The sequence below is a fragment of the Streptomyces sp. SDT5-1 genome, from assembly GCF_052245995.1.
Lineage (GTDB): Bacteria > Actinomycetota > Actinomycetes > Streptomycetales > Streptomycetaceae > Streptomyces.
The window spans coordinates 5,912,103-5,926,778 of record NZ_CM125963.1; the positions used below are offsets into that span (position 1 = coordinate 5,912,103).

The following is a 14,676-nucleotide window of genomic DNA, read 5'->3' on the forward strand; positions in this document are numbered from 1 at the left end:
TCACCAAGATCCACTTCTGGATCGCGCACGCGTCAGCGTGGGTGCCGGAGGTGGTGCCGACGTGAACGCACGGGGAGCACTGGGGAAGTACGGCGAGGATCTGGCCGCGCGGCGGCTGACCGAGGCCGGGATGACGGTGCTCGCGCGCAACTGGCGCGCGGGCAGGTCGGGCGAGATCGACATCGTGGCGCGGGACGGCGACGCCGTCGTCGTGTGCGAGGTCAAGACGCGCAGCGGCAGAAGCGGCGGGTCCGGGGGCGGGGCCTTCGAGCATCCGATGGCCGCGATCACACCCGTGAAGGCGGCGCGGCTGCGCGATCTCGCCGAGCGCTGGGTGCAGGAGCACGGGGGAGCGCCGCCCGGCGGCGTCCGCATCGACCTTGTGGGCGTGCTCCTCCCGGAGCGCGGAGCACCCCGCGTCGAGCACGTGCGGGGGGTCTCCTGATGGGCTTCGCGCGTACGTGTTCCGTGGCCCTCGTGGGAGTCGAGGGCGTCGTCGTCGAGGTGCAGGCAGACCTGGAGCCGGGCATCGCCGCGTTCACTCTGGTGGGGCTGCCCGACAAGAGCCTGACCGAGAGCCGCGACCGGGTCAGGGCCGCGGTGGTCAACTCCGGGTGCGACTGGCCGCAGAAGAAGCTCACCGTGGGACTGAGCCCGGCGTCCGTGCCGAAGGGCGGCTCGGGCTTCGACCTCGCCGTCGCCTGTGCGGTGCTCGGGGCCGCCGAGCGGATCGACCCGCGGATCCTCGCCGACATCGTGATGATCGGGGAGCTGGGTCTCGATGGGCGGGTGCGACCGGTGCGCGGCGTGCTCCCGGCCGTCCTCGCTGCGGCCGACGCCGGTTACGAGCAGGTGGTGGTCCCCGAGTGCACGGCGGGCGAGGCCTCCCTCGTGCCCGGGGTGTCGGTCCTCGGCGTCCGCAGCCTGCGCCAGCTCATCGCCGTGCTCACGGACGAGCCGGTGCCCGAGGAGGACGTGGTGGCGGAATCGGGGCGCCCCGATCCGATGCTCGCCGGGCTGAGCATGCCGGGCAGCGGTGTCGGCACGGGCCTCGGCGGCTCCGCGCACGACGGGCCGGGCCCCGACCTCGCCGATGTTGTCGGTCAGCTCTCCGCGCGGACGGCGATCGAGGTCGCGGCGGCGGGCGCGCACCACGTGATGCTGTCCGGGCCACCGGGCGCGGGCAAGACGATGCTGGCCGAGCGACTCCCCGCCGTCCTGCCCACCCTCACCCGTGAGGAGGCCCTCGAGGTCACGGCCATTCACTCGGTCGCGGGAATGCTGCCGCCCGGCACATCCATGATCGACACCGCGCCGTACTGCGCGCCGCACCACTCGGCGACCATGCAGTCCCTCGTCGGTGGCGGCCCCGGCGTGGCCCGCCCCGGCGCGGTCTCGCTCTCGCACCGGGGCGTGCTGTTCCTCGACGAGGCCCCGGAGTTCAGCGGCCAGGCCCTCGACGCCCTGCGCCAGCCCCTGGAGGCGGGCCACGTGACCATCGCGCGCAGCGCAGGGGTGGTACGGCTGCCCGCGCGCTTCCTGATGGCGCTCGCCGCGAACCCCTGCCCCTGTGGGCAGTACCGGGCTCTGGGCGGCGAGTGCGACTGCCCGCCGGCCACCGTCCGCCGCTACCAGGCCAGGCTCTCCGGTCCGCTGCTCGACCGGGTCGACCTTCGCGTGGAGGTCGACGCCGTCACCCGCAACGAACTGGCGGGATACGGGCCGCGGGGCGAGAGCAGCAAGGTCGTCGCGGACCGGGTGCGGGAGGCCAGGGAGCGGGCGGCGGCGCGGTACGCGGACACCCCGTGGCGGACCAACAGCGAGGTGCCGGGCCACGCCCTGCGCACCCGCTGGCCTGCCGCTCCCGGCGCGCTCGACGAGGCGGAGCTCGACCTGGAGCGCGGCTTCCTCACCGCACGCGGACTCGACCGGGTGCTGCGGGTGGCCTGGACGGTGGCGGACCTCGCGGGCCGCGACCGCCCCTTCGCCCAGGACGTGGCCCTCGCGCTCCAACTACGGACGGGAATCTCGCGCGGGGTGCCGATGACGATCGGGGCGGGGGCATGACGGGGGTCGTGGGGCCTGCCGGGGCCGAGGGCGAATCGACGTCCACCAGCGCGAACAGCGCCGCCACCGGCGCCGCGTCCGAGGCGGCCACCGGCGCCGTGTCTGGGGCCGTCGCCGGCGCCGCGCCCGAGGCCGTCGCCGGCGCCGCACCCGAGGTCGTCGACGGCCCGGGGACCGCTCCACCCCGGGACGAGACGCGGCTCGCACGCGTGCGGCTCACCCGGATCGTCGAGCCCGGGTGGGAGGTCGCAGGGCAGTGGTTGCGGGAGTTCGGGGCCGTGGAGACGGTGCGGCGGATCGAGGCTGGCGGGGCGGAGCCGCAGCTGCCGGGGGTGCGGTCCGACCGCTGGGCCGGCCTCGTCGCGCGGGCGGCGGACGCCCCACCCGCCGAGCGGGACATCGACCGGGCGGCGACGGCGGGGGCCAGATTCGTGTGCCCGGGGGACGCCGAGTGGCCGGGACAGTTGGACGACCTGGGGGACGGGCGGCCGATCGGGCTCTGGGTGCGGGGCGGGCCGAACCTGCGGATGTGGGCGCTGCGCTCGGTGGCCGTGGTGGGAGCCCGGGCCTGCACCGACTACGGGGTGCGGATGGGCGCCAGCCTCGGCGCCGGGCTCGCCGAGCGCGGCTGGGTCGTGGTCTCCGGCGGGGCCTACGGGGTGGACGCCGCAGCGCACCGCGGGGCCCTGGGCGCGACCGGGGCGACGGTCGCCGTGCTGGCCTGCGGCATCGACCGGATCTACCCGAGGGGCCACACACAGTTGATCGACCGGGTCGCGGAACAGGGGCTCGTGATCGGCGAGTTGCCGCCCGGTGATCACCCCACACCCAGCCGCTTCATCCTGCGGAACAGGGTGATCGCGGCGCTCACCAGAGGGACGGTCGTGGTCGAGGCCGCGTACCGCAGCGGAGCGCTCGTCACGGCCCGCTGGGCGCAGCGTCTCGGGCGGCACGCGATGGGCGTCCCCGGGCCCGTGACCAGCAGCGTCTCCGCCGGAGTGCACGAACTGCTGCGGAAGGAGGCGGTGCTGGTGACCGACGCGGCGGAAGTCGTCGAGCTGGTCGGGGAGATGGGCGAGCTGGCGCCCGAGCGGCGCGGCCCGGTGCTGCCGCGCGACCTGCTGCCGCCCGCCGCGGCCCGGGTGCTCGCCGCGCTGCCCGCGCGCGGCACGTGCGGCGTCGCCCAGGTCGGCCGGGGCGCGGGGACGGGCGAGGACGAGACGATCGCCAGGCTGTACGAACTGCGCTCGTTGGGGTTCGTCGAACGACACGGCGAGGGCTGGCAGTTGACACGCCAGGCGAGGGAATCGGTCTTTCCCGGAAGGGAGCTGCCCTGACGCCGAGCGTTGCGCCGTCCGGATGACACCCCGATGGCCTTGGCAATTCCGGCAGTTGGCGCTCCGACCCGGTCGGCCGGGGCGCCGGAACCGTCCACGCGAGTCGACGAAGGGAACGTATCTGCGCAACGGTGATCTCGCACCCTTCGCACACTGCGACGCTCCAGTCACGCTACGCTCACCAGGATCCCGGGTTCGTCCCCTCCGTCCGGAATCGGGCGGGTGGCTCGGACCGGGCAGCACCAGACGGGCGACACGGCATCTTCACAGGCAGAGCGATCACAGCGACCAGTACGGCAAGCACCCTCGGTTTCCTGGGTACGCAGCAGCAGAACGGCACAAGGCGGCGCATGCCACAACACACCTCCGGATCCGACCGGGCGGCGGCACCCCCCTCCGCGCGCGGCTCCAGCGTGCGGCCTCCGGCTCCCTCCTCCCTCGAGGAGCTGTGGAGGTCGTACAAGGCGACGGGCGACGAGCGGCTGCGGGAGCAGCTGATCCTGCACTACTCGCCGCTGGTGAAATACGTGGCGGGCCGGGTCAGCGTGGGGCTGCCGCCCAATGTGGAGCAGGCGGACTTCGTCTCGTCGGGAGTGTTCGGGCTGATCGACGCGATCGAGAAGTTCGACATCGACCGCGAGATCAAGTTCGAGACGTACGCGATCACCCGGATCCGCGGCGCGATGATCGACGAACTGCGGGCGCTGGACTGGATTCCGCGTTCGGTGCGGCAGAAGGCGCGGAACGTCGAGCGGGCCTACGCCACCTTGGAGGCGCAGCTGCGGCGCACTCCTTCGGAGAGCGAGGTGGCCGCGGAGATGGGCGTCGCGCTCGAGGATCTGCACGCGGTCTTCAGCCAGTTGTCGCTGGCCAACGTGGTGGCGCTGGAGGAACTGCTGCACGTGGGCAGCGAAGGCGGCGGTGACCGGCTCAGCCTCCTGGACACCCTCGAGGACCACGCGGCGGACAATCCGGTGGAGGTCGCAGAGGACCGGGAGCTGCGTCGGTTCCTGGCGCGGGCGATCAACACGCTGCCCGAACGCGAGAAGACCGTCGTCACGCTCTACTACTACGAGGGCCTGACGCTCGCCGAGATCGGGAACGTGCTCGGGGTCACCGAGAGCCGGGTCAGCCAGATCCATACGAAATCCGTCCTCCAGCTGCGCGCCAAGCTGGCGAGCTTCGGCCGCTGAGCGACCGGGAAGAGCCCGTCGACTCCCGTCGCGGGAGGCATCTTCGTAAAGTGGAGACGTGCCTAGGATTCGAGCGGCCTCCGTGGCCGAGCACCGGTCGATGCAGCGCGACGCCCTTCTGGACGCCGCGCGTTCCCTGCTGTCCGAGGGCGGGACGGAGGCGTTGACGTTCCCCGCGCTCGCGGAGCGGACGGGGCTCGCGCGGTCGTCCGTCTACGAGTACTTCAAGTCCCGCGCTGCCGTGGTCGAGGAGCTGTGCGCGGTCGACTTCCCGGTGTGGGCCGCCGAGGTCGAGGCCGGGATGGCGCGCGCCACCACCCCCGAGGGCAAGGTCGAGGCGTACGTCCGTGAGCAGTTGGCGCTGGTGGGGGACAGGCGGCACCGCGCGGTCGTCGCCATCTCCGCGAGCGAGCTGGACGCGGGCGCACGCGAGAAGATCCGGGCGGCGCACGGCGGGCTCGTGGCGATGATCGTCGAGGCGCTGGAGCAGATGGGGCACGCGCAGCCGCGGCTCGCGGCGATGCTGCTCCAGGGCGTCGTGGACGCGGCCGTCCGCAGGATCGAGCTGGGCGCGGCGGAGGAGCCCGACGTGATCGTCGACGCGGCCGTGGCCATGGCCCTCCGAGGCGTCCAGGGCTGACAGGCCTGACACCGCTCGCTGCCGCCCGCCGCCGGGTCACGTCCACAGCCACGCCCACCCCCACACCGGCAGCAGCCGCGACGGCCTGCCGTGCAGCGCCGAAGGGCCGAGCAGCGACAAGGGGTCCAGATACACCGCACCCCTGCGCAACCCCCAGTGGAGGCAGGAGCGGGCGGCCGGCGGGCAGTGCCCCGTAGGCAACTGCACCGTGCCCACCACCTCGCCGGCCCTGACCTTCGCACCCCGTCTCACCAGCGCCGTCACCGGCTCGTACGTCGTGCGCAGGGGTGGGCCCCCGGTGCGCGGGAGCGTGATGGAGAGCACGCCTCTGCCCGCGACCTCGCCCGCGAACGAGACCCGACCGCCGGCCACCGCGCGTACGGGAGCGTCGATGGGCGCCGCCAGGTCCACGCCGCGATGCCCGGGGGCGTAGGGCGAGGCGGGCGGGGCCCAGGCGCGCACCACCTTCGGCCGCCCGCCAGGCTCGCCCACCGGCCAGAACCGGGCGTCCCCGGCCCGGGCCGCGGGCCCGAGCGCCAGGAGCAGCAGCACCGCCGCCATCGTCACCGTGAGTAGTTTCCGCATGGCGCTCAGGTTCCTCCGCGGAGCGCTCCCGCAGGGATCATGGCCGGGAAACGTGGACTACCGGGCGGTTGTGGACAGCGGCGTCACCCGGTACCTCGCGGGTCCCGTACACTTCATGTGGCGATCCGGCCCACCGGATCGACTTCGCACGCCCCGACACCGGCCCTCACAGGCCGTGTCAGTGGCCTATCGGTCCCGTACGGACGGCTCGAAAGACCCGAGCGTACGCGGCAGGCACACGCAGTGGGCGTCAGGAAACAACCGAGAAAACACAAGGAGTACGGCCATGGCCGTCGTCACGATGCGGGAGCTGCTGGAGAGCGGCGTCCACTTCGGTCACCAGACCCGTCGTTGGAACCCGAAGATGAAGCGCTTCATCTTCACGGAGCGCAACGGCATCTACATCATCGACCTGCTCCAGTCGCTGTCGTACATCGACCGCGCCTACGAGTTCGTCAAGGAGACCGTCGCCCACGGTGGCACGGTCATGTTCGTCGGCACGAAGAAGCAGGCGCAGGAGGCCATCGCCGAGCAGGCCACCCGCGTCGGCATGCCCTACGTGAACCAGCGCTGGCTGGGCGGCATGCTCACCAACTTCTCGACCGTCTACAAGCGTCTGCAGCGCCTCAAGGAGCTCGAGCAGATCGACTTCGAGGACGTCGCCGCGTCCGGTCTCACCAAGAAGGAGCTTCTCGTGCTCTCGCGCGAGAAGGCCAAGCTGGAGAAGACCCTCGGCGGTATCCGTGAGATGTCCAAGGTTCCCAGCGCCGTCTGGATCGTGGACACCAAGAAGGAGCACATCGCTGTCGGCGAGGCCCGGAAGCTCAACATCCCGGTCGTCGCGATCCTCGACACGAACTGTGACCCCGACGAGGTCGACTACAAGATCCCGGGCAACGACGACGCGATCCGCTCCGTCACCCTGCTCACCCGCGTGATCGCCGACGCCGTCGCCGAGGGCCTCATCGCCCGCTCCGGCGTTGCCGCGGGCGACCAGAAGCCGGGCGAGAAGGCCCAGGGCGAGCCGCTCGCCGAGTGGGAGCGCGACCTGCTCGAGGGCGAGAAGAAGGCCGACGACAAGGCCGAGGCGAAGACCGAGGAGGCCCCGGCCGCCGAGGCCGCCGCCCCCGCCGAGGCCCCGGCCGCGGACGCCGACAAGGCCTGACCCGTTCGGGATTCGGTTTCATGAGGATGACGGCGGGGGTCGGCTTCGGCCCCCGCCGTCACCCCATGACCGTCACCTTCGTTCTCACACTGCTTCAGACTTCGTAGAGAGAAAACCAGGATCATGGCGAACTACACCGCCGCTGACGTCAAGAAGCTCCGCGAGCTCACCGGCGTCGGCATGATGGACTGCAAGAAGGCGCTCGACGAGGCCGACGGCGACGTCGACAAGGCCGTTGAGGCCCTGCGCATCAAGGGCCAGAAGGGCGTCGCCAAGCGCGAGGGCCGCTCCGCCGAGAACGGTGCCGTCGTCTCCCTCATCGCCGACGACAACACCTCCGGTGTCATCGTCGAGCTGAAGTGCGAGACGGACTTCGTCGCCAAGGGCGAGAAGTTCCAGGCCGTCGCGAACGAGCTGGCCGCGCACGTCGCCAAGACGAACCCCGCCGACATCGAGGCCCTGCTCGCCTCCGAGATCGAGGCCGGCAAGACCGTCCAGGCGTACGTCGACGAGGCCAACGCCGTGCTCGGCGAGAAGATCGTCCTGGACCGCTTCGCGCAGTTCTCCGGCGCCTACGTCACCGCGTACATGCACCGCACCATGCCCGACCTGCCCCCGCAGATCGGTGTCCTGGTCGAGCTGGACAAGGCCGACGCCGAGCTGGCCAAGGGCGTCGCCCAGCACATCGCCGCCTTCGCGCCGAAGTACCTCTCCCGCGAGGACGTCCCGGCCGAGGTCGTCGAGTCCGAGCGCCGCGTCGCCGAGGAGACCACCCGCGCCGAGGGCAAGCCCGAGGCCGCGCTCCCGAAGATCGTCGAGGGTCGCGTCAACGGCTTCTTCAAGGAGGCCACGCTGCTCGGTCAGCCGTACGCCCTCGACAACAAGAAGTCCGTCGAGAAGGTCCTCCAGGAGGCCGGTGTCACCCTGAAGCGCTTCTCGCGCATCAAGGTCGGCATCTGAGTCCGTACCGCGACGAACGCGAGACCCCGCTAGGGTCGACAGCAGTCGTCCGGGTTCGCGCCGGACGACCGCAGTTGTGACGAGGAGGCCATTGCCGCGCATGGGATGCGAACCACCCCACCGGCAGTGGCCTCTTTCGTATGTGTGCCAAGCAAAAGAGGCGAGAATCCCATGACCACCACCCAGGCCGACACAGGTGACAAGAGCGACGCAGGCAAAGGCGCGGGGCGCTTTCTGCTGAAGCTTTCCGGCGAGGCGTTCGCCGGGGGCGGGGGTCTGGGCGTCGACCCCGACGTGGTGCACGCCATCGCCCGTGAGATCGCGGCCGTCGTACGGGACGGCTGGCAGATCGCCGTCGTCATCGGCGGCGGCAACTTCTTCCGCGGCGCCGAGCTCCAGCAGCGCGGCATGGACCGCGCCCGCTCCGACTACATGGGCATGCTCGGCACGGTCATGAACTGCCTGGCCCTCCAGGACTTCCTGGAGAAGGAGGGCATCGACTGCCGCGTGCAGACCGCCATCACCATGGGGCAGGTCGCCGAGCCGTACATCCCGCTGCGAGCCGTGCGCCACCTGGAGAAGGGCCGCGTCGTCATCTTCGGCGCCGGCATGGGAATGCCGTACTTCTCCACCGACACCACCGCCGCGCAGCGCGCCCTGGAGATCGACGCCGAGGCGCTGCTCATGGGCAAGAACGGGGTCGACGGTGTCTACGACTCCGACCCCAAGACCAACCCCGAGGCCGTGAAGTTCGACGCGCTCAGCTACGGCGAGGTCATCACGCGCGACCTCAAGGTCGCGGACATGACCGCGATCACCCTGTGCCGCGACAACAAGCTGCCGATCCTCGTCTTCGAGCTCCTCACGTCGGGCAATATCGCCCGTGCCGTCAAGGGTGAGAAGATCGGGACCCTCGTGGGCGAACAGGGCACCCGAGCCTGACCCCTCCTGTCTCCCGGGAGCCCCGTGTCCTTGGGGGTTCCCGAGGGATGGACAATGTCCTGCCGGTCGGACACCGTGCAGGAAAGACACGCGACGCAGCCGACCGCGCCCCCGTGCCCGGCCGGGCCTCACTCAAGACACGCAGGAGCAAGTGGTGATCGAAGAGACCCTCCTCGAGGCCGAGGAGAAGATGGAGAAGGCCGTCGTCGTCGCCAAGGAGGACTTCGCCGCGATCCGCACAGGGCGTGCGCACCCGGCGATGTTCAACAAGATCGTGGCCGACTACTACGGCGCGCTGACGCCGATCAACCAGCTGGCCTCGTTCTCGGTGCCCGAGCCGCGGATGGCCGTGGTGACCCCGTTCGACAAGAGCGCGCTGCGCAACATCGAGCAGGCGATCCGCGACTCCGACCTCGGCGTCAACCCGAGCAACGACGGCAGCATCATCCGAGTGGTCTTCCCGGAGCTGACCGAGGAGCGCCGCAAGGACTACATCAAGGTCGCCAAGGCCAAGGCCGAGGACGCCAAGGTGTCGATCCGCTCCGTGCGCCGCAAGGCCAAGGACACCATCGACAAGGCGATCAAGGACGGCGAGGTCGGCGAGGACGAGGGCCGTCGCGCGGAGAAGGAACTCGACGACACCACCGCCAAGTACGTGGCCCAGGTGGACGAGCTGCTCAAGCACAAGGAAGCCGAGCTGCTCGAAGTCTGAGCGAGCGCGGAAGATCGAGGTTCGAGGAATCCGTGAACGACTCTTCCTGGGGGGCGCCGACCGGGCCCGGACACTGGGGCCCGACCGATGGCCACGGGTCCGCTCCCGGCCATGGGCCCGCTCCTGGTCAGGGCCCCGCGTACGGGCAGGTGCCGGCGTACGGCGAGGGCTCGGCGTACGGCGACGGCTCGGGGTACGAGGGCCCGGCGTACGGCCACGGCCCGTCGTACGAGCAGGGGCGCGCTCCGGCGGGTCCCGCGTACGAACGGCACGCGGTCGATGAGACTCGGCCCATGCCCATCGTGCCCGATATGCCTGACACGCCCTCTGGTGACGGAAGGGGCGACGACCAGGACGACCGGGGGGCCGCTCGGCTGAGTGGCCCCTTGTTCCGCGACGAGGCGCCGCAGCGGCCCGAGCCGGCCGAGCAGCACGCGCAGGCGCCCCACCCGGCGGAGCCCGCGCGGCCCGAGCCGCCCAAGAAGAAGAGCGCGGGCCGGGACCTCGGTGCGGCCATAGGCGTGGGCGTCGGTCTCGGCGCGGTGATCATCGCGTCGCTGTTCATCGTCAAGGCCGTGTTCGTCGGAGTGATCGCGGTCGCCGTCGTCGTCGGCCTCTGGGAGCTGACCTCGCGGCTCGACGAGCGCAAGGGCATCAAGGCGCCGCTCGTGCCGCTCGCCGTCGGCGGAGCGGCCATGGTGGTGGCCGGATACGTACGCGGCGCCGAGGGTGCCTGGGTGGCCATGGCGCTGACCGCGCTCGCCGTCCTCGTGTGGCGGATGACCGAGCCGCCCGAGGGCTACCTCAAGGACGTCACGGCGGGGGTCTTCGCGGCCTTCTACGTGCCGTTCCTCGCGACCTTCGTGGCGATGATGCTCACGGCGGACGACGGAGCGTGGCGCGTGCTCACGTTCCTGATCCTGACCGTCGTCAGCGACACCGGGGCGTACGCCGTCGGCTGGCGCTTCGGCAAGCACAAGCTCGCGCCGCGCATCAGCCCCGGCAAGACCCGCGAGGGCCTGGTCGGAGCCGTCTCGTTCGCCATGGTGGCCGGCGTGCTCTGCATGCAGTTCCTGGTGGACGACGGCACGTGGTGGCAGGGCCTGGTCATGGGTGCGCTCGTCGCGGCCAGCGCGACGCTCGGCGACCTCGGCGAGTCCATGATCAAGCGGGACCTCGGGATCAAGGACATGGGGACGCTGCTGCCGGGGCACGGCGGCATCATGGACCGGCTCGACTCGCTGCTGCCCACGGCGCCGGTCGTGTGGCTGCTCCTGGTGCTGTTCGTCGGCTCCTGAGCGGGTCGAAGTCGGCTCCTGAGCGGATCGAAAAGCCTGGTGGAAGCCCCCGTCCGTAACCGGACGGGGGCTCTTCGTATACGTACCCCAGGGGACTTGTGAAGACCTGTTCACGAAGGTGGTCGGGTTCGTTGAGGGGGGCTTGCGAGCGTTTCTTACCCTCGCGTAACAACGCCCCATGAACATCTTCGGCCGCAGCTTCTCATCCCGGCGTGCAGAGGGATCCGCTGCTCCGGGGGCCGCCGGCACCGCCGTACTCGATCCCGCCGGTCACGACCCGTCCATGGCGGCGCTCACCGGCGCCTGGATGGTCGACCCCGCACACAGCAGAATCGGTTTCTCCGTGCGGCACGCCATGGTGACGACCGTGCGCGGCGCCTTCACGGACTACCGGAGCCGCCTCTACTTCGACGGCGAGGACCCGACCCGGTCCTCCGCCGAACTCGTCCTTGCCACGGGCAGCGTCGACACGGGCGTCGAGCAGCGGGACGCCCACGTGGTCGGCCGCGACTTCCTCAACGCCGCCCAGTACCCCCGTATGACCTTCAAGAGCACCGCGGTGGAGCTCGCCGAGCCGGACGTCTACCGCATGCACGGCGACCTCACCATCAAGGACGTCAGCCGTCCGGTCGTCCTCGACCTCACCTACATCGGCTTCGTCACCGACGCCTTCGGGGACGAGCGCGTCGGCTTCGACGGCACCACCACCATCAACCGCATCGACTGGGGTCTCACGTACAACGCCCGCCTCGCGCAGGGCGGCAACATGGTCAGCGAAAAGGTCCGCCTCCAGTTCGACATCGCGGCGATCCGCATGCCGTCCGGGGGCTGACGCCACCGCACACCGGCATCTCAAGGCCCCCGATCCGCGCGCAAGGCGTGGGCAGGGGGCCGCTTGCGTCTTACTGGGGCGGCGGGGGTGTGTGATGATGCGCGACATGTGAACGGCCCTGGGGAGGGGCCGGCACGTCAGAAGGGTGGGGACCGGCGTGGCGTCGGGCAAGGAGTCCATACCGGACGAGGAGTGGGAGCGCTTCCTACGCGAAGCGGAGGCCGGCGCAGCGGGGGCGCCCGAGGAGCCGTCGGCGCGGGCGCGGATGGTGACGCGGCGTCTGGCGGAGCAGGGGCCGGGCGCGCCGGAACCGTGGCGGGGCCATCAGCCGCCCCGGCGCCGACGAGGCAAGGGCTGGTACGTGGTGGGGCTGCTGGCCGCGGCGGCGCTGGTGGTCGTGGCGCTCGACCCCGGGCGGGTGACGGGCTGGTTCGGCTTCGGCGCCTCCAGGTCGACTCCCCTCGCAACGGAGTCCACCCGCCCCTCCGGTCCACCACCGACGCAGGCGGCGGCGGAACGGCCCACTCTGAGGGAGCCGTTCCGCAGTTCACCGGCGGCGCGCTGGCGCGACGGTCGCGACGGCATCGGGGTGCCCGAGGCGCGGGCGACCGGATGGATGAGCGAGAGCCAGGTCGAGCAGGCGCTGCGGAAGTCGCTCGACTTCCTGGAAGCCTCCAACCTCGACGCGTCGGTCCTCCGCGGCAAGCGCCCGACCAGGGCCATCGCCCTCATGAACCCGCACCAGCGGGACATGACGACCTACCTGTCGAAGGCCTTCCGCACCCCGACCCGCACCCACGACCCCGTACGCCTCTTCAGCCGCTTCGACCCGTCCAAGGTCCGCCTCGTCGGCGACGTCGTCAGAACGCGCGGCCGCATCACGTACGAGGAGGGGGAACGCGGCGCCCTCCAGGTGACGACCGACGTCACGTACGTCTATCCGGTGGCGCCCGCCGACCAGGAGAGCGACCAGGTGGCGCGCACGATCGTGCGCCGCGAGGTGGTCATGAGCTGGGACGACCCGAAGAAGATCGTCACGGAGCCCGGCACGTTCTCCGTCGTCTCCTACCGCTCCGACACCACGAACGCCGGCTGCGGCACGCCCACGGGCTACCTGACGCCGACGTTCGACGAGAACCACGCGCCTCCGGGAGGCCCGTCGGTGGACCCGTACGACCGCAGCACGTCGTTGGAGTCCCGCATGAAGGACTCGGCGAACGCCGACTGCGGTACGGCTACGCGTTCGTAGCCGGCACCACCACGACCTGCACGTCGTCCTCGTACACCACACGCCCCGGCGCGCTGGACCGCACCTCCCGGCAGTCCACCCCGTGCGCGTCCAGAATCTCCAGGTACCCGGCCACCCGCTCGATGAGATGGGTGGCCGACACCTTGAACCAGGCGGCGGCGCCGGGGTTCACGTCGGGGTCGTACACGCCCGGATCGACGCGCGACGGGTCGGGGTACGCGGCGTCGTACCACGCGTTCCCCTCCCGCCGAACCCGCTCCTGCTCAACACTCAGCTGCCCACTCCGGGCCAGATTGTTGACGAGCCCGAACACGCCTTTGAACTGGCCCTTCTCATCCGGCACGACCGCCTGAAACCGCACATACTCACTCCCCATGCGGCGATCCTGCCAGAGGCCCCCGGGCGACGGCGCCAGGTCACCTCCGATTGTCTGCGACACTGGAAGCGCTATGCCTAAGCCCGGAGAACTGACCTTTGTCGCCCCCCGCGGGGCCAAGAAGCCGCCGCGGCACCTTGCTGATCTTTCGCCCGCTGAGCGGAAGGAAGCTGTTGCCGCGATCGGTGAGAAGCCGTTTCGCGCCAAGCAGCTGTCGCAGCACTACTTCGCGCGGTACGCGCACGACCCCGCGGAGTGGACCGACATCCCCGCCGGGTCGCGCGACAAGCTGCGGGAGGCGTTGCTGCCGGAGCTGATGTCCGTCGTGCGGCATCTGTCGACCGACAACGACACCACGCGCAAGACGCTGTGGAAGCTGTTCGACGGGACGCTCGTCGAGAGTGTGCTCATGCGGTATCCGGACCGCGTGACCATGTGCATCTCGTCGCAGGCCGGGTGCGGCATGAACTGTCCGTTCTGTGCCACCGGGCAGGCCGGGCTCGACCGGAATCTGTCGACTGCTGAGATCGTGCATCAGATCGTTGATGGGATGCGTGCGCTCAGGGATGGTGAGATTCCTGGGGGGCCCGCGCGGCTCAGCAACATCGTGTTCATGGGGATGGGCGAGCCGCTCGCCAACTACAAGCGGGTCATCCGGGCCATCCGCGCCCTCACCGACCCGGAGCCGGACGGGCTCGGGCTCAGCCAGCGCGGGATCACAGTGTCGACGGTCGGGCTCGTGCCCGCCATCAATCGGTTCACGGATGAGGGGCTGAAGTGTCGGCTCGCCATTTCGCTGCATGCTCCGGACGATGAACTGCGCGACACCCTCGTACCGGTCAATACGCGGTGGAAGGTGCGGGAGGTGCTCGACGCCGGGTTCGAGTACGCCGCGAAGTCCGGGCGCCGGCTGTCGATCGAGTACGCGCTGATCCGGGACATCAACGATCAGGCGTGGCGCGGGGACCGGCTCGGGCGGATGCTCAAGGGCAAGCCCGTGCACGTCAACCTCATCCCGCTGAACCCGACCCCCGGGTCGAAGTGGACCGCCTCGCGGCCCGAGGACGAGAAGGCCTTCGTCGAGGCCATCGCCGCACATGGTGTGCCGGTGACCATTCGGGACACCCGTGGCCAGGAGATCGACGGAGCCTGTGGACAGCTGGCCGCCACCGAGCGGTAATCTGGCCACAGGAAACAAGTAGTACGACAACTGCATCTGCAATTCCGACAGGGGAGCGCCACAGCGCTGAGAGTGCGGCATCGGCCGCAGACCCTCTGGACCTTGCCCGGGTCATTCCGGGTAGGAAGTTCGGACACCAC

General features: G+C 70.8%; 15 protein-coding genes. 13 read left to right on the plus strand and 2 right to left on the minus strand.

Annotation, left to right across the window (positions count from 1 at the left end):
* The first annotated feature begins 61 nt into the window (after positions 1-61).
* From ACTWJ8_RS27370 to ACTWJ8_RS27390, 5 genes are all read left to right on the plus strand, one after another.
* Positions 62-445, plus strand: coding sequence for a YraN family protein (locus ACTWJ8_RS27370; RefSeq protein ID WP_443260511.1), 384 nt, complete (start codon positions 62-64; stop codon positions 443-445).
* On the plus strand, positions 445-2,067 hold the full coding sequence (locus ACTWJ8_RS27375; protein ID WP_356389011.1) for a YifB family Mg chelatase-like AAA ATPase: 1,623 nt from the start codon (positions 445-447) through the stop codon (positions 2,065-2,067). Before ACTWJ8_RS27370 ends, ACTWJ8_RS27375 begins: the two co-directional genes overlap by 1 nt.
* A complete protein-coding gene (gene dprA, locus ACTWJ8_RS27380; RefSeq protein ID WP_443260512.1) occupies positions 2,064-3,404 on the plus strand; it encodes a DNA-processing protein DprA in 1,341 nt (446 codons plus the stop codon). The genes ACTWJ8_RS27375 and dprA overlap by 4 nt, the downstream gene beginning before the upstream one ends.
* A 350-nt stretch (positions 3,405-3,754) precedes the next feature.
* Positions 3,755-4,597, plus strand: a complete 843-nt coding sequence (gene whiG, locus ACTWJ8_RS27385) for an RNA polymerase sigma factor WhiG (protein WP_356389015.1) — start codon at positions 3,755-3,757, stop codon at positions 4,595-4,597.
* 82 nt (positions 4,598-4,679) lie between these two features.
* On the plus strand, positions 4,680-5,237 hold the full coding sequence (locus tag ACTWJ8_RS27390; RefSeq protein WP_356389075.1) for a TetR/AcrR family transcriptional regulator: 558 nt from the start codon (positions 4,680-4,682) through the stop codon (positions 5,235-5,237).
* Positions 5,238-5,273: 36 nt separating this feature from the next.
* On the opposite strand, the gene ACTWJ8_RS27395 is transcribed toward ACTWJ8_RS27390, so the two are convergent.
* Positions 5,274-5,822, minus strand: a complete 549-nt coding sequence (locus ACTWJ8_RS27395) for a murein hydrolase activator EnvC family protein (protein WP_443260513.1) — start codon at positions 5,820-5,822, stop codon at positions 5,274-5,276.
* A gap of 286 nt (positions 5,823-6,108) precedes the next feature.
* On the opposite strand from ACTWJ8_RS27395, the gene rpsB reads away from it, so the two are divergent.
* The 7 genes from rpsB (at position 6,109) to ACTWJ8_RS27430 (ending at position 12,980) form a co-directional block, all read left to right on the plus strand.
* Positions 6,109-6,987, plus strand: coding sequence for a 30S ribosomal protein S2 (gene rpsB / locus ACTWJ8_RS27400; protein WP_356389017.1), 879 nt, complete (start codon positions 6,109-6,111; stop codon positions 6,985-6,987).
* Between the two features lie 123 nt (positions 6,988-7,110).
* Positions 7,111-7,947, plus strand: a complete 837-nt coding sequence (gene tsf / locus ACTWJ8_RS27405; RefSeq protein ID WP_356389019.1) for a translation elongation factor Ts — start codon at positions 7,111-7,113, stop codon at positions 7,945-7,947.
* A gap of 171 nt (positions 7,948-8,118) precedes the next feature.
* Positions 8,119-8,889, plus strand: a complete 771-nt coding sequence (pyrH, locus tag ACTWJ8_RS27410) for a UMP kinase (RefSeq protein WP_356389021.1) — start codon at positions 8,119-8,121, stop codon at positions 8,887-8,889.
* Positions 8,890-9,043: 154 nt separating this feature from the next.
* Positions 9,044-9,601 (plus strand): ribosome recycling factor, encoded by a 558-nt coding sequence (frr, locus tag ACTWJ8_RS27415; RefSeq protein ID WP_356389023.1) that lies wholly within the window; start codon positions 9,044-9,046, stop codon positions 9,599-9,601.
* 32 nt (positions 9,602-9,633) lie between these two features.
* Positions 9,634-10,899 carry a phosphatidate cytidylyltransferase gene (locus ACTWJ8_RS27420; RefSeq protein WP_443260514.1) on the plus strand — a complete coding sequence of 422 codons (1,266 nt, stop codon included), beginning with the start codon at positions 9,634-9,636 and terminating at the stop codon, positions 10,897-10,899.
* A 178-nt stretch (positions 10,900-11,077) separates the two neighbouring features.
* A complete protein-coding gene (locus ACTWJ8_RS27425; protein ID WP_356389025.1) occupies positions 11,078-11,731 on the plus strand; it encodes a YceI family protein in 654 nt (217 codons plus the stop codon).
* A gap of 157 nt (positions 11,732-11,888) precedes the next feature.
* Positions 11,889-12,980: a hypothetical protein gene (locus ACTWJ8_RS27430; protein ID WP_443260515.1), complete on the plus strand. Its 1,092-nt coding sequence runs from the start codon at positions 11,889-11,891 to the stop codon at positions 12,978-12,980.
* On the opposite strand, the gene ACTWJ8_RS27435 is transcribed toward ACTWJ8_RS27430, so the two are convergent.
* The gene (locus ACTWJ8_RS27435; protein WP_443260516.1) at positions 12,967-13,356 is read right to left on the minus strand and encodes a hypothetical protein; all 390 of its coding nucleotides are present in this window, start codon (positions 13,354-13,356) and stop codon (positions 12,967-12,969) included. The genes ACTWJ8_RS27430 and ACTWJ8_RS27435 overlap by 14 nt on opposite strands.
* 73 nt (positions 13,357-13,429) lie before the next feature.
* Between ACTWJ8_RS27435 and rlmN the strand changes: the two genes are divergently transcribed.
* Positions 13,430-14,536, plus strand: a complete 1,107-nt coding sequence (gene rlmN, locus ACTWJ8_RS27440; RefSeq protein WP_356389037.1) for a 23S rRNA (adenine(2503)-C(2))-methyltransferase RlmN — start codon at positions 13,430-13,432, stop codon at positions 14,534-14,536.
* Positions 14,537-14,676 lie beyond the last annotated feature (140 nt).